Genomic DNA, 26561 nt, shown 5'->3' with positions numbered 1-26561 from the left:
GGGGTTTCAGCCGACCGGATGAGCACGTTTGGAGAGGGTAAGGATATGTCGGTGGATCAAAAGGATATTTACACGGAGAAGGCTCGTAAAGTTGAAGTGAAGAAACATTGATGTAAACTCATGTAGATATTTTCCCCACCATTATTAAAAAGAGGCTACCAGCTTTTTTATCTAAGCGTAATGCTGTTTTGGCATGATAAAGTCACCTATATTAAGGTGGCTTTTATATTGAAATTGATCAAAAGGAAACGAGAAAACGTTGACAAAACGAAAGGTTTTAGTGTTAAAATTAACTGTTATATTTTTTATTGATAAAATATCAATAATCGTTCATATATTGATTGCAAATGTACGACTTTTTATGAAACAAGAAAGAATTGATCAAAAAAAATTTCATATTTTGTATATATATTGTTTATTATGTGCGCAAAACGACACAAATGATCTGTTTTACAGATTGTAGATACGCATTTCGATATAAATATTGATAGTAATTGTTGCATTTTTACGATCTATTTAAGAATCATATTCTCACCTTTTATTTCAAGATAACTATATACTATATTATTTTAGGAGATTAATTGGGATAATGAATCATTTTTTTGTATTGGGAACTAAATTTTTCCATTTCTACAAATAACTGATTTTTAGAGGTTTTATCTAAGCCGATTTTAGATATGATATTCATATTATAAATCCAGATAATTTTATTTAATAGATAATACTGTTATAATCAAACATATATCGTCGAATAATACATGAAATATATTTGATAATCTATTTTCATAACACATTGATTACAAGATTATTATGCAATTCATTAAACGAACAATTAATGCGTTGTTGTAATCCTTAAAAGAGGAGGTGTATGATTAACAAGAAAATAACGTTTGTTTCAAAAATTGTAGAATAGAATTTTAGTGATAAAGTTGCGCTTTTGGGTGACTTGATATTTTTTTAATTACCAATATAATTTATTTTAAGTATGAACAAAAAACGGAATTTTGCAAAAACTGCACTTTTGGGTGTATTGCTTTGTGGTCTTGCAGGTCCTACATTCGTTGGTTGTAAGGATTACGACGACGATATAGATGGTTTGCAAGAACAGGTGAACACTTTGAACAAGAACTTTGAGGAATTGAAGAAACTTGTTAACGATGGAAAGGCAATCACGAGTGTTACTCCCATAACAGGAGGTTTCAAAATTACATTCAACGACAACACAAGCTATGACATTGTAAATGGGAAAGATGGTGAAAAAGGAAATGATGGAGCTGATGGCGTTGGAACAGTTGTAAGTGTTGATGAGAATGGACATCTGATCATCGACAATGTTGACAAGGGAAAAGTTGTTAATGAAGCTGCTGCAGATGTGGTAATCACGATCGGTGAAGATGGCTATATCTATGTAAATGGAACAAAACAAGAAGGGGCAAAAGTTAATACACAAACGGGTGCCTCTTACGCTGTTGATCACGAAAAATTTGTAGAATTCTACGTGGTAGACGAAAAAGGTAATCTTCCTGAGACTCCGGTTAAGATCTGGAAAAACGCTGCTTTAAGTGGTTTGTTGACTATTCCGAATTATTTGGTAGATGTTGCAGAGAACGGATTGTTGTTCCCGACGATCTATGGTGTTGATAAAGATGGCGCTTACGTACGTCTTTATGCCGGTAAAGCTGATTTGAAATATCAGATCAACCCGAAAGGAGCTACTGTAGAGAATCCGGAGTTTGTAAAACAACAGATTTTAGCTCGTTCTGCTAACAACGGAATTCTTGTTTCAGACGTGAATGTTGACGGGGAATATTTGACTTTAAGAGGTAAAGCCATGAGTGGTTTGTACTCTTATAATGAGTTGGAAGACGTAACCGATGAGGATTCATACATTTGGGGATGGGATATGCAAGAAGGAATGATTGATCCATCATTCAATATTGTCGCATTGAAAGTTCAAAATCAAGGAGAAGAATTGATTTCTGATTATGTAATGGGATTTGATTACAACATCTCTCAGAATGATGTGACAATTGAGAAGAAATTTGTTGAAGAAGGAGAAACTGAATATAAAGATGTACTAGCTAAAACAGGGGATGAGGCTAAGGCTGCTGACGCTCATTTCACGTTAGTTTATAAGGATGGTAAAGGCGAGTTGAAATTAGCTGACGAAATCGCTGCATTCTTTAAAAGAACAGGCTTGACTAATAAAGAAGGTAAATTCGAGTTTACTACCAATGGATTTGACGAACATTCTTACAAGTTTGAAAAAGTTGAATTCTTATTTGAAGATAACGATGGTAATAAAGAGGATCATTGTAGCTATGTAAATTTAGCAGAAGATGGTACTTTGACAATTAAAGAGGCTAGTGATGAGAAAGGTTCTTCCATTGGTAGAACACCAATTATTAAGATTACATTGGTAAGTGATGTAGAAGTTAATCATGGTAAAGATGTAAAAACGGTGTATGCTAAAGTGTTAATTGCAGAGAAAGAAGCAGAAAAAGAGATCCCGGCTTACACTCAAGCATTAGATTATCTGTTGAATAATGTAGGTACTGCTCAATATTTGCAATTGGATAAATTGTATGGACACGTTGCTACTCATTTAGGCATTTTAGGTGCAGATAAATTCCATACGATTTATACTACATTCGAACAAATTACAGAAGTTCCGTTTGATAGCGAAATCCAGTTGAAGATGACAGGAAAAACGGAAACAGAGAAGAATGAATGGTTGGCAGTTTATGTTCCGAACTATAAGAAAGCCGGTCAATATCAAGTGAAAGGTGTATTCAAATCTACTGACGACAATGTTTATCCTCCTGTATACGTGATTTACACGGTTAACGTTAAATACCCAGTAGGACCTTATTTGACGAAGCGTACGGATGCAGATCAGGGGGGTAACTTCTGGGAAGGTGGACATATGCTTGTAAACGGTGTATTTGACAAGACGAACGACTATGTATTTGACATGGGAGGTAAGATTGCAGATGCATTTATTTACAATTTGCCATATGACGAGAATCCTTGGGATGCAGCATGGAATATTGAAAATAAAGTTAGTGCTAGAGCAAATATTCAGTATACTTTTGTAAATCCGGCAGAAAAGGATGCAAATATTGTAGATATAAACGCTACGACCAAAGAGGATTGGAAGGGTGAAATTTCTGTAACGAAGTTACCTGCAGATGCTGATTATAGAGATATTGACGTTCAACCGGTTACTTGGTTTAACTTGGATCTGGACAAGATGGTCAATAATGTAGCTACTGGCGGAACGATTAGCATGACAGACGGTTTGAAAGCAAACACTGAAGCTAAATTTACAGTACGTTTCGTTTCTCCGTTGAAATCATTGGTTGCCAAGGGTGGTGAATTGGATAAAAATAATACTACAATAGATCAAACTTTGAATATTATGAAGAGCATCGTTGTAAAAGATAAAAAAGATGTTGTTCTTTATGAGAAAGAAGCATTCGAAGAAATTATTGTAGATGCAGATGGTACTACGAAACGTGCAGCAGATAAAGTATACCAAATTTCGGCTCCGAAATTTGAATGGGCTGATGAGAATTCAAAAGCATTTGCAGCACAAATGGAACAAAGAGGTGGTAAGTGTTCTATCGATGAAACGACAGGTATTATCACGTTCCATGCTACTGGTGAAGTAGGAGCTGTAAACTTGAAGGTGAAAGTTTCTATGGATTGTCCGTGGAGAAAACTTGAAACTATTGTAACTGTAGCGGTGAAATAGGATTATAAGAAAATAATGGAACTTTGTTTTCATTATTAATTGCAACCAGGAGAAAGGGGGTGTCTAGAACTAGACACCCCTTCTTCAAGTCATCAAAATCTGAATACGATATAACTTAGGTATGAAAAAATTATTATTGCCTTTTTGTCTTTTGATGTTGCTTTTCTCTTTGTCTGTGCGGGCACAAAAGAAGCAAGTATATGATGATTTTTCCCGTTGGAGTTTGGGTGTTAATGGGGGAATTTCAGCTTTCCGGGGAGACATGATCTCTTTTTCGGCAGATAAAACTTATATTGGGGGACAAGGAGGTTTGCAACTGGGTTACCAGTTTACCCCGACTTTCGGTTTGTCCTTAACGGCCGATATGGGGCAGGGAAAGGGAAGTGCCAAGGAATGGGAAAAAGGGTTCAAGATTTACCCGAACGGGGAATCTTATTATGGCACGGAACCAGAAGCTGGTTTCGCTTATTACAACGATATTTACGCCAAGATCAAATATTTCACGTTAGGTCTGCACGGAGATTTTAACGTGAATAATTTTTTCGGGAAGAAAGAATTGCGTCGTTGGACCGTGTTGTTAAGTCCTGCGGTTTATTTGCAAAAGTTCTCGCCGAAACTTTACAAGAAAGAGGACGACAAGCGTTTTGACACCTCTTCCACGCTGGATAATGACGTGAACTTGGGATTGGGAGGTGACATCGCCTTGCGCTATCGTGCGAGCAAGCACATTGATTTGCAATTGAAATCCGGGGTGGCTTGGATTGCGAATAATAACTTTGACGGTGTAGCAACTTGTTGCACGAGCAAGTACAATTGGCTGGCAAACCTTTCGGTTGGAGTAGTCTGGAAAATTGGTAACAACAAGAAGAAAGAGAACCTGATGTACGCCACCGCTCGTTCCGTGGCCCCGGTAATACTTCCCGTGAAAGAGACGACTTGCCCGGTGGTGAAGGAAGAGCAAAAGCCAGTTGTCAAACAAGAGGAGAAAACGGTAGAGAACGTTGTGAAGGTGGAGACTGCGGAGAAAACATTCCCGGTGTTACCAACGGTCCATTTCAAACGTAACTCAGCGATCATCGACACGGTTCGTTACGCCAATGAACTCTCTCGCATCGTGGAGGCATTGAAAGAGTTCCCGGGGGTGAAGGTTGATATTCGTGGTTACACGGATCACACAGGGACAGATCGTGTCAACTTGCCGTTATCCTTGAAACGGGCAGAGGCCTTGAAGACTTACCTCATGAGCAAGGGAATCCCCGCTGATCGGATGAGTACGTTCGGAGAGGGTAAAGATATATCCGTGGATCAAAAAGATATTTACACGGAAAAAGCCCGTAAGGTTGAAGTGAAAAAACACTAAGCCTCTCTATATGATCACAAGAAAAGCCACTTTGTATTCAAGGTGGCTTTTATTTTACGATTTCAATAGCTTGAGAATTTTTTCCTGGTCTTTTTGTAACTGAGCTCGTAATTCTTCAATATCGTTGAATTTACGTTCTCCCCGAATGCGGTCGATGAAATTTATCGTGATGGTTTTTCCATATAAGTCTCGATTGAAATCGAAGATATACACTTCGCAGGAAACTTGCCCATCGTTGCTGACCGTGGGGCGGATTCCGATATTGAGCATCCCGTTGAAGATTTCTTGTTCGATGATTACTTTTACGGCATACACGCCTATAGCTGGTAATAATTTTCGTTCGTCGGAAACTTGAATATTTGCTGTCGGGAAACCGATTTTGTGGCCTAAATGGTGCCCGTAAACTACTTCTCCCGTGATAGAATAAGGATAGCCGAGGAAACGATTTACTGTAGTAATATCTCCCACAGCTAAAGCATTCCGGATTTTCGTGGAACTGACATTCACATCATCTTCTTCAAAAACGACTTCTTTTTCAAGGAAAAAACCGTATTCGTTCGCTAGTTCCTGTAAGTTTTCAAAATTTCCGGCTCGGTCTTTCCCGAATCGATGGTCATAACCCACGACAAGCCCTTTAATTTTTAGTTTGTCAATAAGAATCTTTTTCACGAAATCATTATAGGATTGCTGGGCGAATTCAAGTGTGAATTTCAAGATAATCAAATGATCAACGCCATATTTTTCCAGAATGGTAATCTTCTCTTCCAGTGTTGTTAAGATTCCTATTTTTTGTTCCCGAGGATAAAGCACTTCTCTCGGGTGGGGTTCAAAGCTGATAATGACGGATTCCCCATCAATACTGGACGCTTTCTCTTTTAGATGTTGTATCACACAAGCATGACCTAAATGTACACCGTCAAAACTTCCAATCGTGACGACGGGGCATTTGATCTCTATATTTTCAACTCCGTAGTGAACCTTCATTTCTAGTCGTTTGAATAGTTAAGGGCAAAAATAATACAAATAACTGAATTATGGGGCTAAATAAACTCTAATCCCTGTATATATATTTATCGACAAATAATATAGGGTTGATAATGAGAGTGTATGGCCAAGTAGCCTCGACTGAGACAGAGCGATCTAAGCGAACATAATATTCTATATATCAATAAGTTGTAAATATTATTAAACGAACGTTTATTGATCGTTGAAATTGTTAAAAATGAAGGTATGATATTAAATAGATATTTATAAAAATATACATTTATATAAAGCAGATATTTTAATGAGAAAAGTTACGTTTTAAGGTGACTTGATATTTTTTAATTACCAATATAATTCTTTTTAAGTATGAACAAAAAACGGAATTTTGCAAAAATGGCACTTTTAAGTGCTTTACTTTGTGGTCTTGCAAGTCCAACATTCGTCGGTTGTAAGGATTACGATGACGATATAAAAGATTTGCAGGAACAGATTGATGCTAATAAATCAGCTGCAACTCAAGAGTTATCAAAGGCCATTTCAGAACAGATTACGGCTTTAGAAAATAAATTAAATACGGCGATTGCAGATAAGGCTGATAAAGGTGTGATTGAGGGTCTTCAAACCGACATTAACAATTTGAAAAATTTACAGAGCCGTGTAGAGAAATTGGAATCAGAGGCGGAAAACTACTTGAAAGCTGGAGCTTTGGATAATTATCTTCAAAAAGGTGATATTGAGGGGTTCTTGAATGAAGATGCATTAGCAAAGTATTTGTCTGATCACAATTACTTGACTTCCGCGGATTTGGAAGGCATTCCGACAGAAACAATTATTAAAGGATGGATCACGAGTGAATTGACCGAAATTCAAGATTTAATTGATGGAATTAATGAATCGCTTGAGGGTATAGATTTGCCGGTGTTAACTGAAGATGTTACTACTTTGAAAGAACAGATGGAAGAAATGTTGAAAGAAGATGGAACATTTGCTCAGTTAAATGCTAAAATTGAGGCATTCGAAAATACGATCTCGGGGATCCTTTCTCCCGATGGTAATACGAATATTTCTTTCATAAGAAGTAAAGCCCTTGCTGCGGATGTCGTTTGGGGATATGGAGATATTAAAGAATCTCTTTCCAAAGGTGCTGTATTGAGTTTAGGTGATGCAGAATTCCCTGTAATCATTAATCCGACAAGTGTAAAGACAGATAAATTCCAATTTGCATTAGTTACTGCTGATGGGAAAGAGTTCCCGTGTACTATTGGTGTTTTGCCTACCTGGGAGATTAAGGGGGATGATGCTTTTGCTTCACGGGCAGCAGAGCCAGAGAAAGTTATCAACAAGGATATTTTCACGGTTTCAGCTTTGTGTAGTTCAGATACGAAGGTGGGCGATTACAAATTAGCCTTAAAAGCTACTCCTAAAGTTGAAAATGGGAAGTCGGTTTATTCAATGTATAGCTTTATTGTTAAAGTTAAGAATTCTGACGAATTAACGGGTATATCTGTTGATAAGAAAATTAAAATGTATCTTGGAATAGAAGAAGATATTAATGAATTTGCAACATTTGCTTTTAAAGAAAATGGTTCTTTGGCTTTTGAAGACGCTTCATCTTTACTTTATAAAGGGCAAGGATATATTATGATCGACGAAACAGATGAGTTTACAAAATCCTGTTTAGCAAATGGTAATATCGATCAACAAGCTTTGTATGAAGGGAAAATTCTTGTTAATGAGACTGTTGAGAATGTCCCTATGGAGATCGATGGTAAATCTTTGAAATTCGTATATTATGCGATGGATTGGAATGGAACAAAAATGGTGCCTGCAAAGTTTGAGGCAGAGTTCCATACTCAGATGTACAGCAAGGATGTTACTTTTGCTGATCAAAAGATTACGATTATGCAAGAGAATGGTAATACTCTAGATAATGCTTTAGAGTTTGATGCTATTTTAGGTAAGGTAATGACTGCTAAGCAGCTTGAATTATGGAAAACTCATGCAACTAATCTGAAAGGAACTGTTACTGATGCCAAAGGAACTGTTGTTACAGGTGCAGAAGTTGTAATTACGGGTAAAACTTCTTTCAATATTACGGCAACATCGGATGTTAAACCTGGAAATTATAATGTTACAATTAAGTTTGAGGATGATAGAACTGGAGAAGAAGGGCTGTTTATAATTACTGGTAAGTTAACCGTTGACGCATTTACAATTACACCGAATTTGGCTGATGGGTATTGGGTTAATAATGTTTTGACAATTCCTGGTGTATTTACAAATGCTACGACTCCATTTGACTTAAGTGTTAAAATGAATGATGCGTTCATCATTACGGCTCCGGAGGGAATGACCGTGACCAAAGAGTACGCATTAGTTCGTGAGGATATAACAGATGAATATATCGAGATTGATGGTGACAAGATTACTTGGAAGAAGAATCTTGCTAAGGAGAACTTGATCGGTAAAGAACTTGAGTTTATAGTAACGATTAAGAATGGTTCTGTCGTATTAGCAAAAGAAACTTACAAATTGAAATTTGTTAATCCTTTAAGTGCAAAAGTTGAACAGAATGAGGTAAAACATACACTTGCTAATGATAGAAACTCTACGGCTAAATCAACATTTGATTTAAATAAATTGTTGTCATTTAAAGATGTGCAAACTGTAACGAATGAATTATTTGGGCTTAGTGGCGATGGAAGTAAGGAAAAACCCTATGCATCGACAGGCGATTTTACTAGTTTGGCATATGATGTTTACGGTTTAGAGAAGTCTAATGTTAAGTTTGAAGTTATTGGGGAAAATAACACGAATCTTGTTCTTGATGAGGAGACGGGTGAAGTGACTTGGACAAATGTTACTGGAGCTGAGTTCAATGGTGTCACCGTGAACTTCAAGGTTACAATTACCCATAATTATGGAACTTCAACTGGAAATATCTCAGTTACGATTAAAGAAAAAGAGGTAAAATAATAATGGATTTCAATATTCATTATTGATTGCAACCAGGAGAATGGGGGTGTCTGATTCCAGGCACCCCTTTCTAATCAATTATTTAAAATGTATAGGTATGAGAAAAATAGTGTTCTCTTTTTGTTTTCTGATGGTTACTTCTTTTCTGGTAGCGCAGAACCAAACGAAACAAGTGTACAATGACTTTTCCCGCTGGAGCTTGGGATTGAACGGGGGCATATCCATTTTCCGTGGGGACATGGTTTCTTTCTCCGCTGATAAAACTTACCTGGGTGGACGAGGTGGTTTACAACTGGGTTACCAGTTAACCCCGACTTTTGGTTTGTCCTTGACAGCCGATATGGGACAGGGGAAAGGGAGTGCCAAGAAATGGGAGAAAGAGTTCAAGATTTACCCGACGGGGGAGTCTTACTACGGGACGCTGCCGGAAGAGGGTTTCGCTTATTATAATGACGTTTATTCCAAGGTGAAGTATTTCACTATCGGGTTACACGGTGATTTTAACGTGAACAATTTTTTCGGGAAGAAAGAACTACGCCGTTGGACCGTGTTAATAAGCCCGGCGGTTTACCTGCAAAAGTTCTCGCCCAAGTTATACAAGAAAGAGGACGACAAGCGTTTTGACACCTCTTCCACGCTGGATAACGGCGTGAACTTGGGATTGGGAGGTGACGTCGCCTTACGCTATCGCGCGAGCAAGCATATCGATTTACAATTGAAATCCGGTGTTACCTGGATCGCAAACAACAATTTTGACGGTGTTGCCACTTGTTGTTCCAGTAAATACAACTGGTTGGCGAACTTGTCGGTCGGGGTGGTTTGGAAGATGGGTAACAACAAGAAGAAGGAGAACCTGATGTATGCCCCCGCTCGTTCCGAGCCCCCGGTAACGCTCCCGGTAAAAGAGGAGACACGCCCGGTGGTGAAGGAAGAGCGGAAACCCGTTGTGAAGGAGGAGAAAAAGCCGGTAGAGAACGTTGTGAAGGTGGAGACCTCTGCAAAGACTTTCCCGGTATTACCGACAATTCACTTTCAACGTAACTTGGCGGTTATCGACACGGTTCGTTTCGCCGGTGAACTTTCCCGTATCGTGGAAGCATTGAAGGAATTCCCGGGGGTGAAGGTTGATATTCGTGGTTACACGGACCACACGGGAACGGATCGAGTCAATCTACCGTTATCCTTGAGACGTGCAGAGGCGTTGAAATCTTACCTGGTTGGTAAAGGGGTTTCAGCCGACCGGATGAGCACGTTTGGAGAGGGTAAGGATATGTCGGTGGATCAAAAGGATATTTACACGGAAAAGGCTCGCAAGGTTGAAGTGAAGAAACGCAAGTAAATGGGATTGACGACAAATCTGACAATATAGAAAAGGGATTATTCCAAAATAATGGATAATCCCTTTCCCGATTAAAATATATTCGTACTTCTTGGTACTGATTTTAGAACCGGTACTGTATCATCGTGTTGATACGACTGGCGTTACCGTAATCTTTGTTGAAGTCATTCCGACGACCGAATACGTACTCTATGGCGCAGGAACCGTATTCACTGAAATCCCAGAACAGGTTGGTGGCGGCGTATTGTGCGTATTTGTATGATGTTGCGGGCATCCCGTAACGATCAAGGGCTCGGGCATAACTGTACATGATATTTGATGTCAGAACTTTACTCCAGTTATGAGAGAATCCGATATAACCACCCCATGCATTGAAAGCTTTCAATTTCCCTTCTGCCGTGGCGCTGGGTACGAGGTCAAGGCCCGAACCGGAAATGTCCTGTATGTAGTTGGAGATTCCTTTCCCGTACACTCCTTGAAAACAAAGGGATGTATTTTCGGCAAATTGCCAGATACCGCTCAATGAGGCTCCCCAACCTGTAACGATCCGGTCTTTATCCTCAACTTCATCTTTGTAATACATATTTCTCAACACGGCTCCCGCTTGCAGGTGACTCCCGTTTTTGAAACTGTATTTCACATTAATCGGGATGTCCGGAATTCGTTGGTTGATATACTTGGTAAATTCTCCTTCCGTGTAGGATGGCTCCACATACTCCAATGCCAAGGATGCTTCCAGCTTGTCTGTAAAATTGTACGTGTAGCGAATCTGTGGCTGGCGTAATGCCACTTCGCTGGAAGGGCCTTCCTCGTCCACCGTGGCCGGTCCTGCGGCAATATCACAGAATGTACTCCATGTTTTACCGATCGTGAATCCTTTAAATTTGATAAAAGCTTGTCTTAGAATTGGGGTACTCTGGTTCCCCTCGAATTCCATTTCCATGTAGGTGACCAATCTGCCGACATCCGTGTCTCCGACTAATTTGAAGAATAGGCGGGATTGCCCGACAGAAATACCATATCTACCCCCGGATTGTTCTCCTTTGAGAGCGATGGCGTTTGTGGTAAAATAATTGTCATTGGGAACTCCGTTAAAATCGTAAATCCCCTGTACTTGCACAAATCCCCCCACACCGAAAACGAAGTTTTTATTCTTGTTGAAAAACACGAATCTTGGAGATGCCGGGTCATTGAATGATAGCGGGAAAGCCTCTTTCATCATTTTGTAGAAGTTGTCCGCGTCATTTTTTTCCGAAACGGAAGTCACGTTGACTTGCGCTCGTACCCCCGTGTAGAATCCACAAGAGATGGCTATCAACAATAGCAATGTCAATTTTTTCATAGCGTTACAAATTAATTGGTTAATTTAGTAACACTATATACGGGGATGGAAAAGTAAAAGTTAAGAAGATAGTGAATTTTATGATTTTAGATTGAGGGATTTCCGATTCCGCAATTTAAAAGAATCATAAATTGCGGAATCGGACCCAATCACTCAATCATTATATCTTGACTTCTTTCAGAATTTCACGGAGGTCCGTCTTTTTTCTCAAGATGTCATGTAATTGGTCTATGGCCACGCGTTCCTGTTTCATCGTATCCCGGTAACGGATGGTTACGGCGTTATCTTCCAGCGTCTGGTGGTCGATGGTAATACAGAACGGGGTTCCGATGGCATCTTGGCGGCGATAGCGTTTGCCGATAGAGTCTTTTTCATCGTACTGGCATCTGAAGTCCAGTCTCAATAATTTCATGATTTCTTCTGCTTTCTCGGGTAGCCCGTCTTTCTTCACGAGTGGCATCACGGCCAGCTTGATTGGGGCTAGGGCAGGAGGTAATTTCAATACAACCCGTGAATCCTTCGATCCGTCTTCTTTTTCGATCTCTTCTTCCGTGTAAGCGGCAGAAAGGATTTGCAGGAACATCCGGTCCACGCCGATAGATGTTTCGATCACGTAAGGTACGTATGATTCGTTTAACTCGGGATCGAAGTATTGTATTTTCTTCCCGGAGAACTCTTGGTGACGTTTTAGGTCAAAGTCCGTGCGGGAATGGATTCCTTCCACCTCTTTAAAGCCGAATGGAAAACGGAATTCAATGTCCGTGGCTGCATTTGCGTAATGCGCCAGTTTCTCGTGATCGTGGAACCGGTATTTCTCCGGTCCGAATCCCAACGCTTGATGCCAGCTCATACGGGTTTCCTTCCATTTCTTGAACCAATCGAGTTCACTACCGGGGCGTACGAAAAATTGCATTTCCATTTGTTCGAATTCACGCATCCGGAAGATGAATTGACGTGCCACGATCTCGTTACGGAAAGCTTTACCGATCTGGGCGATTCCGAAAGGAATTTTCATACGTCCGGACTTCTGGACATTTAGGAAGTTCACGAAAATACCTTGTGCCGTTTCGGGACGCAGGTATATCTTACTGGCTCCTTCGGCCGTGGACCCCATTTCCGTGGAGAACATCAAGTTAAATTGGCGTACTTCCGTCCAGTTGCTGGTGCCGGAAATCGGGCAAACAATCTTGTTGTCAACGATAATCTGGCGAAGTTCAACCAAGTCGTTCTCATTCAAAGCCTTTGCCATTCTGGCAGTAAGTTCTTCCTTTTTCCGAATATTTTCCAGCACTTGCGGGTTCGTCTGGCGATATAATGTTTCGTCAAACTTCTCCCCGAATCTCTTTTTTGCCTTGGCAACGTCTTTTTCGATCTTGTCGTCATATTTGGCAATATGATCTTCGATCAGTACGTCTGCCCGGTATCTCTTTTTTGAATCTTTATTATCAATCAACGGGTCGTTGAAAGCATCCACGTGCCCGGAGGCTTTCCAGATAGTCGGGTGCATGAAAATGGCGGAATCCAATCCTACCACGTTCTCGTGTAACAGCACCATTGAGTCCCACCAGTACTTTTTGATATTGTTTTTCAGTTCAACCCCGTATTGTCCGTAATCGTACACCGCAGCCAGCCCGTCATATATCTCTGATGACTGGAACACGTATCCGTATTCTTTACAGTGTGCTACCAGCTTTTTAAAAATATCTTCTTGTGCCATGTTATATGTTATAAGTTAAAAACTAAAAGTTAAAAGCTAAAAACTAAGGACTAAAAATTGAAAGTTAAATATCTCATTTTCAATTTTCAATTCTCCATTTTCAATTCATTAGTTGTCACTCCCGATTTCCTTGATTGCCTCGGTCACGTTAATTGCGTAATCCCCGATCTTCTCGCATTCGAAGAAAATGTCACTGTATATAATACCCGTGGCATAATCATATTTCTTTTCCTCGATTGCAGTCAAGTGTTCCTGTTGCAGGATCGTCCGGTAATCATTGATCGTTTGCTCTACTTCGTAAGCTTTCTTTGCCTTCACTTCCTTGTATTCAATCGTGAGGTTTGCACACATAACCACGAGTGCCTCGTCCACGATAGCCATCATGTGTTGTAACTTCTCGTCGATAAATTCGGGGAATTCCACGTTTTGTTCATTCCGACGTCCAACAGCTTTGGCAACGTTCAATGACGAGTCGGCGATACTTTCGATTTCCGATACGATCTTGAACATAGCTCTGACCCGTTGCGAGTTTTCCGTGGATAATTTGGATTCCGATACTTTCGTCAGGTAGTCTGCAATTTCTACTTCCACCACATCACTCTCGTCTTCCAGTTTGTCTATTTTATTGAATTTCTTTTCGAATTCTTTCGTGGGAGTGTGCAGACATTCTACTACTTGGCGATACATATCCAATGTGTTCTTCGCATAGTGAGAAATCTCCTGTTTTGCTTGGAACAGGGATGCGTCCGGGGTAGATAATAACCCGATTTTGATATGTTTCAACGTGAAGGCATCGTCTGCCGATTCTTTGGATTTGATAATATGGGTAACGAGTTTTGCAATGACCTTGGTAAACCAGATCAAAATAAGCACGTTGGCCACGTTAAAGCAAGTGTGGAACAACGATAGCGCTACCGGAACCGAACCCACGCTTGTGAACGGATCTCCAATTCCCAAGTAAATACTCAATTGTGCCACCCAGCCTAAAAAGAACGGGAATATGGCTAAAACCCATGCAACCCCGAAGAGGTTGAACAGGAAATGAGCAAAAGCGGCTCTTTTGGCAGTTGTGTTGGCAACCATGGCGGCGAGGTTCGCCGTGATCGTGGTTCCGATGTTTTCTCCTAAAACCATGGAAGCTGCGATGTCGAACCCGATCCAGCCGTTTGCACACATGACCAGAGTCAGTGCCATCGTGGCAGATGATGATTGTATCAGTATGGTCAGTGCTGTTCCGATAAGCATGAACAGGATATAAGAACCATACCCTAAATCCGTGTAATTATGTAAGAAATTTAGGATCTCTGGATTTTCATGAATGTTCGGCATGTTTTCCTGCAGGAAGTTCAGACCGATAAATAGAAGTCCGAAACCGATAATCAATTCCCCCCAGCTCTTGCGCATCCGTTTTGCCGAAAAAAGCAGCGGTAGGCTCAACCCGATCAGGGGAAGAGAAAGACTGACCATACTAATCTTGAACCCTAGGATGGAGATTAACCATGCCGTGAACGTGGTTCCCACGTTGGCACCCATGATGACCCCGATAGAACCGATAAGGTCAAGTAAGCCGGCATTAACGAAACTGACAACCATTACGGTGGTGGCTGAGGAACTCTGGATGATGGTCGTGATTAACAAACCTGTAATCACCCCTTTCACGCGATTGGATGTCATTGCGGCGAGGATGGTTCTCATTTTGTTACCCGCAACCTTTTGCAAGGCCTCACTCATCATCTTCATACCGAAGAGGAACACACCCAATGATCCGATCAACTGCAAGAAATCGAGAATCGTGTAATTCATAAAATCGTATTAAGTGTAATAAATTGAATTTGCGGGTGTAAAGGTATATAAAGTAAACAAAAAAAGCCCCCGAAAAGGGGCTTTTTTTATCTAAATTCCTCGATGATTACATCATTCCCGGCATTCCTCCACCCATCGGCGGCATTGCGGGAGCAGGATTTTCTTGTTTTTCCTCTACCAAAACACATTCGGTGGTCAAGAACATTCCGGCGATAGAAGCGGCGTTCTCCAAGGCAACTCTCGCTACTTTCTTCGGGTCAATAACTCCGGTCTTCATCAAGTTTTCGTAAACACCTGTACGGGCGTTGTAACCGAAATCTTTCTTGCCTTCTTTTACCTTGTTCACTACCACGGCTCCTTCAACTCCGGCGTTAGCGGCAATCTGACGAAGCGGTTCTTCGATAGCACGTTTGATAATCTCGATACCGGTGGTTTCGTCTTCGTTCTCGCCTTTCATTTTTTCAAGACTTTCGATAGCACGGATGTAAGCCACACCACCTCCGGGAACGATACCTTCCTCGATTGCGGCACGCGTTGCGCTCAAGGCATCATCGATGCGGTCTTTCTTCTCCTTCATCTCGATTTCAGAAGCGGCACCCACGTAAAGTACGGCAACTCCTCCAGCTAATTTAGCCAGTCTTTCCTGTAATTTTTCTTTATCGTAGTCAGAAGTAGAATGTTCGATCAATTTCTTGATTTGATTCACACGTTCTGCAATAGCCTCTTTTGAACCGCAACCGTTCACGATCGTGGTGTTTTCTTTGTCGATCGTGATTTTGTCAGCGCATCCTAACATATCGATCGTGGCCGTTTCCAATTTCAAGCCTTTCTCTTCAGAGATCACGACACCACCTGTCAATATGGCAATGTCTTCCAGCATTTCTTTTCTACGATCTCCGAATCCGGGAGCTTTCACAGCAGCAATTTTCAAAGAACCTCTCAAACGGTTCACAACTAAGGTTGCCAATGCCTCGCTTTCAACATCTTCTGCGATGATTACTAAAGCACGCCCAGCTTGAGCAACCGGTTCTAGCAACGGAAGAAGTTCCTTCATCGTGGAAACTTTCTTGTCATAAAGCAGGATATAAGGTTTCTCGAATTCTGCGTTCATTTTCTCCGTGTCAGTTACGAAATAGGGAGAAATGTAACCGCGGTCGAATTGCATACCTTCAACCACTTTTACTTCGGTTTCAGTACCTTTAGCTTCCTCCACCGTAATCACGCCTTCTTTGGTCACTTTCTCCATGGCCTCAGCGATCAATGCTCCGATATTGTCATCACCGTTGGCAGAGATACGGGCAACTTGACGGATTTTGTCATAGTTTTCACCAACAGCTTCTTTTTGTTTCTCCAAATTCTTCACTACTTCAGCAACAGCCTTGTCGATACCTCTCTTCAAATCCATCGGGTTCGCTCCGGCAGTCACGTTTTTCAAGCCCACGTTGATGATAGATTGAGCCAAGATCGTTGCGGTTGTAGTTCCATCTCCGGCATCATCACCTGTTTTGGATGCCACTTCTTTTACCATTTGTGCTCCGATGTTTGCATACGGATCAGAAAGTTCGATCTCTTTTGCCACGGAAACACCATCTTTGGTAATATGCGGGGCACCGAATTTTTTCTCGATTACCACGTTACGTCCTTTGGGGCCAAGCGTTACTTTCACTGCATTAGCCAATTCGTCAACACCCTTTTTCAATAAATCGCGGGCTTCAACATTAAATTTTATCTCTTTTGCCATAACCGTTTCTAATTTTAGATTTTAAATCTTATAAATTTCGTGATTTATGATTTTCGATTAAGTGATTCACTTTCATGGTTTTTATCCTTTCTTTAATCACTAAATCATCAATCGTCAATCACTGAATCAATTATTAAAGAACCACTAGAATGTCTGATTGATTCATCACCAGATACTTTTTGTCGTCGATATTGACTTCTGTGCCTGAATATTTACCGAATAAAACGGCATCTCCCACTTTGATTTCCATCGGCTCGTCGTGTTTGCCTTTTCCGGTTGCTACCACGATTCCTTTTTGTGGTTTTTCTTTTGCTGAATCAGGGATGATGATACCTGATGCGGTTTTAGTTTCTGCCTCTACCGGCTCTACAATGATTTTGTTAAGAACTGTCTTAAGTGCCATAATTCTTAATATTTAAAAGTTTATTATTAATTAATTCTTTCTTTTTAATTGAAAATTACGTTTGGAGAAGAGCATAATTCGTGCCAAACAAAAAAATGTCAGTATGACTGACATACTGACATTTTCTCGTGTCGATTCCGTGAATCGTTATTCTTGTTCTTGTGAAGTCGTGTTATTCTCTTCACCTGTTGTAGTGGTCGTGTTGTTATTGTTCATCGTTCCGAAATCAGGGATTGCCTGTGTTCCCGGAGCGGCAGTATTAATTTGCTCTTGAATAGCAGATTTTTTCCCGGCTTGTTCACCTCTGGGGAGTACCATCGCGGATACAATACATAAAACAAGCATCGCCCCAGCTAATGTCCATGTCGCTTTTTCCAAGAAATCGGTTGTCTTTCTTACACCCATGATTTGGTTTGAAGAAGCAAAGGAAGAAGATAAACCACCGCCTTTTGAGTTTTGCACCAATACGATCAATATAAGTAGAGCGCAAACAATAAAGATCAAAATAGAAACAGCTATGTACATAATTAGTTCTTATTATTATTAATTTTCTCTTTTATTTTTTCAATCTGAACCGCGAAGTAAACACTTTTTTCCGGATATTTCAAACTTAATTTTAGATAAGTTGCAATGGCCTTGTCATATAGTTGCTGGCGGACGTATATTTTTGCCAGGGTTTCCGAGAAAAATTCGGGTTTCTCTCCCGTGACAGGTTCCGTGACGACTGGCATACCCGGGTTTTCCTCCGTGATCTTGGGCATGGAGGGCTCTTCTTGGATAAATTTATCAATAAGGGAATCTTTTCGTTCCTCTTTTTGTTTTTTACGTGACAACCATTCATTTGCGATGGCATCTATCGGTAGGAATTCCTCCTCCGGGAACTCGTTTTCAAGTTGGTAGAACGTGGTTGCGGGAATGACTTTCTTCTCCTCTTCCTTGTCTTCCAGCAACTCGATTGCAACAGGTTCCGGCTTGAACACCGGATTCCCGATCTCGTTCCAATCCGATAATAAATTGTTCAGAAAACGATAAAACTGTTTGTGATTGGGAATGTAAATCGTATTATGCTTTAATTTTTCGGGATAGGCCGAGTGACCCGAATCGTGTAACATTTTCAAGTACACGGTTCGTGCCGTGGCGAAATAAGGGAATTGTTCTATGAGAAACTCCATACTCCGGATGTCCTCACCCTCTTTTCGTCCCGAACGTATAATATCAATTAATTCTTCCGGTTTCAACGTTTACCAGTTTGTTAAGGCCTTGTTATAAATATCTTCGATAATTTTCTCTGTGATTTTCGTTATCAAATCCGGTTCGATGGACTCGTAATTCTCGTCAATCCCGTAATCTTCATAATGCGAGAATGATGTGTCGAAATCCGATTTCCCCGATTCGTCTTTCGTGTTTGTGTATTTCACCCGGATCGTGATTGTCAACCGGTTCTTGGCGGCGATTTCATCGGCGGTGATGTCTACTGGGGTTTGTGTGAATCCGGTGATCTGTCCCTCGAAACGAATATCCCCGTCATTATCTGTCAATTCGGTCAGGTTCGTCCGCGAGCGTAAATAGCTTTTCAGCGCTTCCGTGAAATCCGCTCCCAAGTTCGGGGCAAAAGCGGTTTTATTCGAGAAATAGTCTACCGAAAATGTTTTCTCTCCATGTTGTAACGACACGCCCGAAAACGAGTACTTGACGGATGTTAATTTACACCCGTTAAAGGCAAAAGCCAGCAATAATATAGGTATAATTTTCTTGATCATGTGTATTTTATCTTGATATGCACGCAGTTCTGTTTGTACCAGACAAAGATAATTTTAATTTGCAGAAATTCGTCTCTTCGTGTTTTCAAATTTCAATATCATACTCTTTTAATTTCCGGTATAGCGTCCTCTCTGATATTCCAAGATCCTGCGCGGCCAGTTTTCGTTTGCCGTGGTTTTTTTCCAAGGCTTTCACGATCATTTCTTTTTCTTTCTCTTCCAGTGAGAGGGATTCTTCCACGACAGCTTCTGTATCCTCGATATGATTGTTCTTCTCCACGGAGATCGTCTTTTGCGGGGCTTGTCCAAGGAATTCCGATTGCGGAGTTTCATACAAGTTCCGGAGAACGATGGAGGTGGAAGGTTCCGATTCGGGTTTTATCGTGTGTTCTTTTTGCATGATGTCGTACACGAGGTGTTTCAAATCGTTCATGTCCTTTTTCATGTCAAAAAGTATTTTGTACAGGATTTCCCGTTCCGTGGCGAAACTATGATCGCTTTCCGGGTTAGATGTTAATGCCGGGAGCGTATTATTTTGTGCCGGGAGATACTCTTTTAATCTCAAGGCATCGACCGTCCTTTCCTGTTCGAGAATGGAAATTTGTTCCGTGATGTTTTTCAATTCCCGCACGTTTCCCGGCCACCGGTAGTTTTCGAGTATTTGCACGGCATCCTCGGTCAGTCGGATGGGAGGCATACGGTATTTTTCGGCGAAGTCAGCCGCGAATTTTCGAAACAGGAGGGATATATCTTCTTTCCGGTCCCGTAGTGCGGGGATCGAGATCGGGATCGTGTTGATCCGGTAGTAAAGGTCTTCCCTGAACTTCCCGTTCTTGACAGCCGCTGGTAGGTCCACGTTCGTGGCGGCAATTACTCGCACGTTCGTTTTTTGCACTTTCGATGATCCGACCCGGATAAACTCTCCGGCCTCAAGTACGCGTAACAATTTCGCCTGCGTGGACAAAGGTAATTCTCCTACTTCATCCAGAAAAATCGTTCCCCCGTCACTGACCTCGAAGTAACCTTTCCGATCGGAAAGCGCCCCCGTGAATGAACCTTTCTCGTGGCCGAATAATTCGGAATCAATGGTTCCTTCCGGAATCCCCCCGCAGTTAACCGCGATGTACTGTGCATGTTTACGGGTGCTGAAACTGTGGATAATCCGGGGGAAAATCTCTTTCCCCACGCCACTCTCCCCCGTGATAAGCACGGTAAAATCCGTGGGTGCCACTTGTACAGCTTTTTCTATTGCCCGGTTTAGCTTGATGTCGTTCCCGATAATTTCGAAACGTTGTTTAATCGTTCTGATGTCCTCCATGTGATTTACAATTTATGAATTCTTTATCCTTGATGTCTGGCATGGAACGTGAAAAAGAATCCAATCCTCAATACTCATCTGCAAATTTAGCAGTTTTAGCTGACAAAATAGCATAACCGTGAAAATAAAATTGTAAAGAATTCCCGTGGAAATGGCGAGAAATTTATCTTTAAAAGCGTTTGGGTTTGTGGTTCGGTGTATTTTCATATTGTAAAATTAATTCGTTATATTTGTGAAGTAATTGAATTTGAATGATGGGTGAAACTCCTAAAGATGTGCATAGCTTGATGCTAGGTGATGAAAAGGTCTTTCAGGTCCTTTTTGTAGACTATTATTCTGTGCTGGTCTCTTTTGCCATGAAATATCTTGACAACCAAGATGTGGCAGAAGATATTGTGCAGGATGTCTTCGTGAAGATATGGGAAACCCGGGAAAAATTGGGAGCGGTTGATAACTTGTCTGCCTATTTGTATCAGATGGTGCGTTATAAATGTTTTAGTCATCTACGTGCGGAGAAAGTTCGCCAACGTGTCACTAAATCTTTTACCGAGGAATTCGATGAAACCGAAATCAACGAGTATATCAAGAATGAAACCTTTCGTATTGTCATGAATGCCCTAGAGGATTTGCCTCCCGGAAGTCGTAACGTATTTTCCAGGGCGATCCAAGGTTATTCGGCCAAGGAAATTGCCGAAGAGTTAGGTATTGCCGTGGAAACGGTGAAAAAGCAAAAGCAGGTGGCCCGACGGTTGCTTAAAGAGAAACTCGGGAATTTATTTACTCTTTTTTTCACGATGGTATAACCCCTTTCTTCTTGTTTGACTAAGGACGTTGTTAATCAATGGTTAATCTTACATCTGTTTCGTTATGTACTTGTTACTAGGAACGGAGGGGTAACGAATGGTTATCATGATGTTGATGGGACCGATGTAAGCGTTGGTATGGAGAAGAATGGATTTTTTTTCGTTGAATGATACCTCCTTTTTCTTTTTGAAGAGTCATGTCTATATAAACGAGAGATATGAAAAGTATTAAAAATTATAACAGTATCCCGACTCTTTTATCAAAAGCCTTATTGGGAACTCTTTCCGAACAGGAAGAGGAACAATTGAAAACGTGGCGGGAGAATTGTCAGGAGAACGATCGGCTCTATAAGAGCATGATGAGTGCTGAATATATAGCACAGAAAAGCGAGGAAGTAGCCCGAGTGAATATTGTGGAGGGGTATTTGAAAGTACTCAGGAAACAGAAACGTAGCGTTCGGGTGCGATGGATTCGTCGGGTGACAGCTATTGCGGCAGGGATACTATTCCCGTTATTCATCATCGCCTTGTGGCTTAGTGGAGAAGAGGGGGCCGGATCGATCCCGGAAGAGGTGGCTGGTATTATCCGGCATGGAGAAGCAAAGGCCGAGTTGATTCTCGAGGATGGAACGACGAGATTTTTGGGTGTGGGAGGATCTGATTCGTTAGTTATTCAGCGGGGGGCAAATATTGTCGTGCAAAACCGGGGCCTGAGTTACCAAGTGGATTCGTTCGTTCGGGAAGAGCGTTATAACACGTTACGGGTACCTCGCGGGGGAGAGTATTCGATCATTTTGTGTGATGGGACGAAGGTGTACTTGAATTCTGAGTCTGCACTTCGTTATCCCGTGAGTTTCGTGGGGCCGGAGCGGAAAGTGTATTTAACCGGTGAAGCTTACTTTGATGTGATCGAGGACAGTGAACATCCATTTAGCGTGGAAGTGAACGGGTCGGTCGTGAAAGTGTTGGGTACGAGTTTTGATGTGCGGGCTTACCGGGATGAAGATGAGGTGTTAACCACGTTGGTTGAGGGAAGTGTCCTGTTTGCAGCTGGGAATGAGTCAGTTGTGTTAGTGCCGGGAGAACAGGCCGTGCTGGATAAATCCGGTCGGGTAAAATCCCAAAAGGTCGACCCTTACTTGTATACAGCGTGGAGAGAAGGTGTTTTTGCTTTTAAGCAGCAACGTCTGGAGGAGATTATGCGAGTGGTTGCCCGTTGGTATGACGTGAATATTATCTGGGAAAGTCCTTCGCAGAAAGAGGTAACGTTCACCGGAAAAATGAAACGTTACGAGGATTTTTCCAAGGTAGTGGAAATGTTAGAGATGACGGGGAACACGGAATTTGCGGTAAAGGGAAATAACATTTATATTCGAGAGAGATAACGTTGGGTTGCGTCAGGGATATACTACGATCTTTAATAATCATAACATATAGATTAGATGAATACTACCTGTTCACTTCCTGATATAGTTTTTTTATAAAGCTATTAATATACTATTAAAACGCTATTTAATATAGCGTTTTATTAGGGATTTAATAGCGTTTTAATAGCGCTTTATACGAAAGTGATCCGGTATAAAAACGATAGAAATGATGTGATGGTTTACTTGAATAGGGTTGAGAGTCAATAAGATCTGTATTGAACTGACGGTGTAGGTATGAATGTTTTAATTTTCAAGGTGATTGTTTCTAAAAAAAGTGTGATTTGATATACCTCCTTTTTCTTTCTGAAGTGTCATGAAGATGTAGAGAGATAAGGAAGTGGTTTATAAGAGTAAAATAAAAAAGACAGGATATTGGCCGTATCCCGTCTTTTGAACCCCGGTAGTACCGGAATTGTTTTATTAAACGTTACAAATGTATGAAAAAAAAACGAATGCATGATCTTTCTTGGGAAGAAAGGTTGCGGAAAACGTGCTTAATTATGAGATTTTTAGCCTTAATTTTGTTCGTGTCGACGTTCCAATTATCAGCCAGCGTGTATAGTCAAGAGACCCGGGTAACGGTGCATTTACAAAATGCGTCGTTCGAGGACGTGGTGAAGATTTTGGAACATTCGACGGATTTTACATTTTTGTATAGGGATCATCAGGTGGCGCAAATCCGAAACCTGAATTTGCAGTACACGAATGTAGATATCAAGGATGTACTGGACGCTTGTTTGAAGGGTTCCGGGCTGACTTATCGCCTTGTGGATAACACGATCGTGATACAACCGAATCCCGTGACAGCGAGAGACTCTGTCGTGCGAATGACGGTGAGGGGCACTGTCAAGGATACGAAAGGAGAGATGATGCCCGGAGTGACGATCCGGTTGAAAGGAACGACGATGGGGTTCGTGACAAACGGGAAAGGGGAGTTTAATTTTGACCTACCCAAACAGGATAGTGTCGTGTTGATTTTCTCTTTCGTCGGCTATAAAACCCAAGAGATCGCGGTTCGGGATAACCGGAGGCCGTTGTCTGTCGTGATGGAAGAAGAATTGCAGACGATGGACGAGGTGGTGATCACCGGTATGTTTACCCGGAAGGAAGAAAGTTTCACGGGGTCGGCGGTCACGTTCAAGGGGAATGATTTGAAGAAGGTGGGTAACCAGAACTTGATTGCCAGCCTGAAGAATCTGGATCCTTCTTTTATCGTGACGGATAACTTGGAATTCGGTAGTGACCCGAACCAGCTACCCGAAATCACGATGCGGGGGCGCACGACAATTCCCGATATGAAGGGAGAATACACGGGTAATCCGAACCAACCGCTTTTTATTCTTGATGGTTTCGAGACAACGCTTGAAACGGTGTACGATTTGGATATGAATTGCGTGAGTAGTATCACGTTGTTAAAAGATGCAGCGGCTAAAGCGATTTATGGAGCCAAGGCGGCCAATGGCGTGGTGGTTATAGAGACGATATTACCCAAGTCCGGAAATTTGTATGTATCTTACACGGGGAGTTTGGATATCACGGCTCCTGACCTGACCAGTTATAACTTGACGAATGCAGCTGAGAAATTGGAGGCTGAATGGCGGGCTAATAAATACGTGGCAAGCGGGGGAACGGAGCAGGCGGCATTGCTAGAGGAGTATTACGGGTATTTGAAAGAGGTGGAGCGCGGGGTGAACACTTATTGGCTTTCAAAGCCGTTGCGTACGGGTGTGGGACAAAAACATTCACTCGGATTGAGTGGGGGAGATTCACAGATGCGTTATGACGTGAATATCAGTTATAATGACGTGAAGGGTGTTATGAAAGGATCTGACAGGCAGACGCTGTCAGGTAATATCACGTTGGCCTACCGGTATAATAATCTTAATTTCAGAAATAATCTTTCGATCAGCACGAACCGGGCAGAAAACTCACCTTACGGTTCTTTCAGTGCTTTTGCGGCGATGAACCCGTATTTGAGGGTACGTGACGAAAACGGTCACCTGATAAAGACTTATTATAGTCAGTCAACCGGTTATTACGGGACACCGAACCCGCTGTACAACGGGGAGTTGGATGTTATCGACAAGACGACGTACACGACGATCACGGAGAATTTTTATGCCGAGTGGACGATTTTGGAGAATTTGCGGGTGACGGGACGTTTCGGGTTGACGAAATCATTCAACGCGACGGATCGTTTTTACCCGGCCGATCACACGAAATTCGCAGGCTCCACGTATGACCCGAGAGGGGATAATTACGTGAATCGCGGGGAGTATGAGAAAGGAAATTCCGAGTCGTTGGCTTTGTCCACGGATGTCGGGTTGTCCTATTCTTTGCAGAAGGGGAAACACTTGATTTATGCCAACGCACTTTGGAATCTGGAATCGAGTAACAATCAGAGTATGTCGGTGCTTGTGGTAGGATTTCCTTCCCCGTTCACGGATTATATCACGGCAGGAAATATGTATTCGGGAACGAAACCCGCGGGAAGTGAAACGAAAACCCGTTCTATCGGTTTGGTGGGGTCTGTTAACTATTCGTATGACAATCGCTACCTGTTTGATTTCACATATCGGGCTAACGCATCGTCCCAACTTGGAACCGACGATCGTTGGGGACATTTTTGGTCTGTTGGGTTAGGATGGAATATTCACCATGAGAAGTTCATGGCCTCACTACCATTTATCAACGTGTTTAAGGTGAGAGGTTCGCTGGGATATACCGGTTCGGAAAATTTCGATCCCTATATGGCTATCGCTACATACGGTTATTTTACCGATAAAAATTATAATGGTGGTGATCGGGGGGTGTATTTGTTAGGAGTTGCCAACACTGGACTCCGGGGACAGAAACAGTATGACCGTAATTTAGGTGCCGATTTGACGTTGTTCAACAAGTTGTCGTTGCGGTTTGACTATTATTCGAATGTTACCACGAATTTGTTGACTGACGTGAATTTAGCTCCTTCAACCGGTTTCGGTACCTACAAGGAGAATCTCGGAGAAGTTGAAAATGCGGGGTACCAGATCAGTGCCCAGATGCGGGTTTATTCTAACCAAAGAAAACGTGCTTCGGCGAGCATATCGGCCGGGGTGGCGCACAATAGTAACAAGTTAGTGAAAATTTCTGATGCTCTTCGTTCAATAAATGACGAGCAGGATGAAAAGGTCGGTGATTATAAATCCGATAGAAAACCGGTAGTCCGGTTTGCGGAAGGACAAAGTATGACAGCGATTTGGGCGGTAAAGTCTCTCGGGATAGATCCTATTAACGGTCGGGAGGTTTTCGTGAAGAAAGACGGTTCTCTTTCCTATACTTGGGATACGAACGATCAGATCGTGGCCGGGGATAGCGAGGCTAAATTGACGGGAAATATCGGTGCCGCGATGGAATACATGGGATTGTCACTGAATTTGTCATTCACGTTCAAGTATGGCGGGCAGACTTATAATTCCACGCTACTCAATAAGATCGAAAACGTGGATGTTGCCTCGGTAAACGTGGATAAGCGTGTGCTTTACGATAGATGGAATACTCCCGGTGTGGCGGCCAAATACAAGGACATCATCAATAGGTCAAATACTTATCCGACTACTCGTTTCGTGGAGGATTTGGATGAATTCGTTTTTTCGGCAATTAGTGTGGGATATGATTTCAGTGAGTTGAACTTTGTCAAGAGATCACCGATTGATCGTTTGCGGTTATCATTTAACATGAATGATATTGGCCGGATTAGTACGGTTAAACAAGAGCGGGGAACCGAGTATCCTTTTGCCCGTACATTTTCGTTCTCGCTTTCAGCTAGTTTCTAACCTATAATGATATAGA

General features: G+C 41.7%; 17 protein-coding genes. 7 read left to right on the top strand and 10 right to left on the bottom strand.

All coding sequences use genetic code 11. The annotated features are described in order from the left end of the window. Positions 1-985 precede the first annotated feature (985 nt). The gene (locus tag AB5542_RS04605) at positions 986-3757 is read left to right on the top strand and encodes a PL29 family lyase N-terminal domain-containing protein (RefSeq protein ID WP_270545283.1); all 2772 of its coding nucleotides are present in this window, start codon (positions 986-988) and stop codon (positions 3755-3757) included. Positions 3758-3878: 121 nt separating this feature from the next. Beyond that, complete coding sequence (locus tag AB5542_RS04600) at positions 3879-5117, top strand: OmpA family protein (RefSeq protein WP_279041184.1); 1239 nt, start codon at positions 3879-3881, stop codon at positions 5115-5117. A 54-nt stretch (positions 5118-5171) separates the two neighbouring features. Here the strand turns inward: AB5542_RS04600 and AB5542_RS04595 are convergent, their stop codons facing one another. After that, complete coding sequence (locus AB5542_RS04595; protein ID WP_279041186.1) at positions 5172-6101, bottom strand: bifunctional riboflavin kinase/FAD synthetase; 930 nt, start codon at positions 6099-6101, stop codon at positions 5172-5174. Between the two features lie 366 nt (positions 6102-6467). On the opposite strand from AB5542_RS04595, the gene AB5542_RS04590 reads away from it, so the two are divergent. Together AB5542_RS04590 and AB5542_RS04585 are read left to right on the top strand one after the other, a co-directional pair. Continuing rightward, entirely contained in the window at positions 6468-9077 is a 2610-nt protein-coding gene (locus AB5542_RS04590; protein WP_288215422.1) for a hypothetical protein, read from the top strand. Between the two features lie 97 nt (positions 9078-9174). After that, positions 9175-10416, top strand: a complete 1242-nt coding sequence (locus tag AB5542_RS04585) for an OmpA family protein (protein WP_340278589.1) — start codon at positions 9175-9177, stop codon at positions 10414-10416. Positions 10417-10519: 103 nt separating this feature from the next. On the opposite strand, the gene AB5542_RS04580 is transcribed toward AB5542_RS04585, so the two are convergent. From AB5542_RS04580 to AB5542_RS04540, 9 genes are all read right to left on the bottom strand, one after another. After that, a complete protein-coding gene (locus AB5542_RS04580; protein ID WP_279036860.1) occupies positions 10520-11758 on the bottom strand; it encodes a DcaP family trimeric outer membrane transporter in 1239 nt (412 codons plus the stop codon). A 160-nt stretch (positions 11759-11918) separates the two neighbouring features. Then, positions 11919-13475, bottom strand: a complete 1557-nt coding sequence (locus tag AB5542_RS04575; RefSeq protein WP_279036863.1) for a glycine--tRNA ligase — start codon at positions 13473-13475, stop codon at positions 11919-11921. Positions 13476-13583: 108 nt separating this feature from the next. Further along, a complete protein-coding gene (locus tag AB5542_RS04570; RefSeq protein ID WP_087421338.1) occupies positions 13584-15278 on the bottom strand; it encodes a Na/Pi cotransporter family protein in 1695 nt (564 codons plus the stop codon). Positions 15279-15384: 106 nt separating this feature from the next. Then, entirely contained in the window at positions 15385-17019 is a 1635-nt protein-coding gene (gene groL, locus AB5542_RS04565) for a chaperonin GroEL (protein ID WP_087421339.1), read from the bottom strand. Between the two features lie 133 nt (positions 17020-17152). Next, positions 17153-17422 (bottom strand): co-chaperone GroES, encoded by a 270-nt coding sequence (gene groES / locus AB5542_RS04560; protein WP_027201973.1) that lies wholly within the window; start codon positions 17420-17422, stop codon positions 17153-17155. 147 nt (positions 17423-17569) lie between these two features. Continuing rightward, entirely contained in the window at positions 17570-17947 is a 378-nt protein-coding gene (gene secG / locus AB5542_RS04555) for a preprotein translocase subunit SecG (protein ID WP_087421340.1), read from the bottom strand. Between the two features lie 2 nt (positions 17948-17949). Then, positions 17950-18660 (bottom strand): hypothetical protein, encoded by a 711-nt coding sequence (locus AB5542_RS04550; RefSeq protein ID WP_279036867.1) that lies wholly within the window; start codon positions 18658-18660, stop codon positions 17950-17952. 3 nt (positions 18661-18663) lie between these two features. After that, positions 18664-19182: an LptE family protein gene (locus AB5542_RS04545; protein ID WP_118303712.1), complete on the bottom strand. Its 519-nt coding sequence runs from the start codon at positions 19180-19182 to the stop codon at positions 18664-18666. 85 nt (positions 19183-19267) lie between these two features. Then, positions 19268-20500: a sigma-54 interaction domain-containing protein gene (locus AB5542_RS04540; RefSeq protein WP_279036870.1), complete on the bottom strand. Its 1233-nt coding sequence runs from the start codon at positions 20498-20500 to the stop codon at positions 19268-19270. A gap of 251 nt (positions 20501-20751) precedes the next feature. On the opposite strand from AB5542_RS04540, the gene AB5542_RS04535 reads away from it, so the two are divergent. The 3 genes from AB5542_RS04535 (at position 20752) to AB5542_RS04525 (ending at position 26545) form a co-directional block, all read left to right on the top strand. Next, positions 20752-21303 (top strand): RNA polymerase sigma-70 factor, encoded by a 552-nt coding sequence (locus AB5542_RS04535; RefSeq protein WP_279036874.1) that lies wholly within the window; start codon positions 20752-20754, stop codon positions 21301-21303. 218 nt (positions 21304-21521) lie between these two features. After that, a complete protein-coding gene (locus tag AB5542_RS04530; protein ID WP_279036876.1) occupies positions 21522-22688 on the top strand; it encodes a FecR family protein in 1167 nt (388 codons plus the stop codon). Positions 22689-23230: 542 nt separating this feature from the next. Beyond that, complete coding sequence (locus AB5542_RS04525; protein WP_368243001.1) at positions 23231-26545, top strand: SusC/RagA family TonB-linked outer membrane protein; 3315 nt, start codon at positions 23231-23233, stop codon at positions 26543-26545. Positions 26546-26561: the final 16 nt, after the last annotated feature.

Source organism: Butyricimonas sp. RTP31003st1_G1_RTP31003_210430 (assembly GCF_040920905.1).
Classification (GTDB): domain Bacteria; phylum Bacteroidota; class Bacteroidia; order Bacteroidales; family Marinifilaceae; genus Butyricimonas; species Butyricimonas paravirosa.
The sequence above is the reverse complement of the archived record's forward strand: the minus strand, read 5'-3'. Positions and strand labels throughout refer to the sequence as shown.

What these genes read in the sequence shown, in the direction of transcription:
- AB5542_RS04545 (WP_118303712.1), bottom strand. Translation starts at nt 19,182, where the DNA reads ATGATCAAGAAAATTATACCTATATTATTGCTGGCTTTTGCCTTTAAC.
- AB5542_RS04575 (WP_279036863.1), bottom strand. Translation starts at nt 13,475, where the DNA reads ATGGCACAAGAAGATATTTTTAAAAAGCTGGTAGCACACTGTAAAGAA.
- AB5542_RS04580 (WP_279036860.1), bottom strand. Translation starts at nt 11,758, where the DNA reads ATGAAAAAATTGACATTGCTATTGTTGATAGCCATCTCTTGTGGATTC.
- AB5542_RS04600 (WP_279041184.1), top strand. Translation starts at nt 3,879, where the DNA reads ATGAAAAAATTATTATTGCCTTTTTGTCTTTTGATGTTGCTTTTCTCT.
- secG (WP_087421340.1), bottom strand. Translation starts at nt 17,947, where the DNA reads ATGTACATAGCTGTTTCTATTTTGATCTTTATTGTTTGCGCTCTACTT.
- AB5542_RS04585 (WP_340278589.1), top strand. Translation starts at nt 9,175, where the DNA reads ATGAGAAAAATAGTGTTCTCTTTTTGTTTTCTGATGGTTACTTCTTTT.
- AB5542_RS04605 (WP_270545283.1), top strand. Translation starts at nt 986, where the DNA reads ATGAACAAAAAACGGAATTTTGCAAAAACTGCACTTTTGGGTGTATTG.
- AB5542_RS04590 (WP_288215422.1), top strand. Translation starts at nt 6,468, where the DNA reads ATGAACAAAAAACGGAATTTTGCAAAAATGGCACTTTTAAGTGCTTTA.
- AB5542_RS04595 (WP_279041186.1), bottom strand. Translation starts at nt 6,101, where the DNA reads ATGAAGGTTCACTACGGAGTTGAAAATATAGAGATCAAATGCCCCGTC.
- AB5542_RS04570 (WP_087421338.1), bottom strand. Translation starts at nt 15,278, where the DNA reads ATGAATTACACGATTCTCGATTTCTTGCAGTTGATCGGATCATTGGGT.
- groL (WP_087421339.1), bottom strand. Translation starts at nt 17,019, where the DNA reads ATGGCAAAAGAGATAAAATTTAATGTTGAAGCCCGCGATTTATTGAAA.
- AB5542_RS04530 (WP_279036876.1), top strand. Translation starts at nt 21,522, where the DNA reads ATGAAAAGTATTAAAAATTATAACAGTATCCCGACTCTTTTATCAAAA.
- AB5542_RS04535 (WP_279036874.1), top strand. Translation starts at nt 20,752, where the DNA reads ATGATGGGTGAAACTCCTAAAGATGTGCATAGCTTGATGCTAGGTGAT.
- AB5542_RS04540 (WP_279036870.1), bottom strand. Translation starts at nt 20,500, where the DNA reads ATGGAGGACATCAGAACGATTAAACAACGTTTCGAAATTATCGGGAAC.
- AB5542_RS04525 (WP_368243001.1), top strand. Translation starts at nt 23,231, where the DNA reads ATGAGATTTTTAGCCTTAATTTTGTTCGTGTCGACGTTCCAATTATCA.
- groES (WP_027201973.1), bottom strand. Translation starts at nt 17,422, where the DNA reads ATGGCACTTAAGACAGTTCTTAACAAAATCATTGTAGAGCCGGTAGAG.